General features: G+C 35.2%; 1 protein-coding gene. It reads right to left on the bottom strand.

All coding sequences use genetic code 11. The features are described 5' to 3' along the window. Positions 1-9: 9 nt before the first annotated feature. Positions 10-237 carry a hypothetical protein gene (locus tag ABEV74_RS23235; protein WP_430150134.1) on the bottom strand — a complete coding sequence of 76 codons (228 nt, stop codon included), beginning with the start codon at positions 235-237 and terminating at the stop codon, positions 10-12. Between the last annotated feature and the right edge of the window lie 326 nt (positions 238-563).

Here is a 563-nt window from a genome sequence, read left to right as displayed (position 1 = left end):
ATTCCGATTTCATGTTAAATATTTAGTATCGCTTTTAGAGAAGATATCTTTAAGAGGAAGTGTAGTAGATTCCTTAGTTGTACGATCTGAATCGACCTCCATCTTACATAGTTCAATAAGTTCTTGAATATCCTTATCTGACAATTTTGTAGTTCTCACTAATCGAGAAGCTGCATTTTGCAACCATTTTGGTCTTTGGCTTAACCAATGTTCAACATCAACAAGAATTTCATGCATCGATATCACTCCCAGTGAAAAATAAAAAGCGTAGCCATATTCAATGCTGCTACGCCCTGATGTTTCATAATATGCAAATTCTTAAGTCATTACTTACGCCCAACAATTGTTTTCATTTTCCACTTGAAAAGATCTAAAACGAAAGTCATTTGTTTTCGACAACTACTAGCATAATAATACCAAATTTAACATCCTTAATGAAGCTTGATTCCCGAATAACGGCAACCAAGCCCAGGACAGAAGGTCATCCTATCGTTGAGGTCCGAAACAATATTCGATCGTCAGGATAAGCCCAGAAAAACAATATTAATCCTAAATTTCGAAAG

This window comes from Paenibacillus cisolokensis (assembly GCF_050481165.1).
Classification (GTDB): domain Bacteria; phylum Bacillota; class Bacilli; order Paenibacillales; family Paenibacillaceae; genus Paenibacillus_AH; species Paenibacillus_AH cisolokensis.
This window is presented reverse-complemented; position numbering and strand designations above follow the sequence as displayed.

Excerpts from the sequence above, each read along its gene's own strand:
- ABEV74_RS23235 (WP_430150134.1), bottom strand. The coding sequence starts at position 237 with ATGCATGAAATTCTTGTTGATGTTGAACATTGGTTAAGCCAAAGACCA.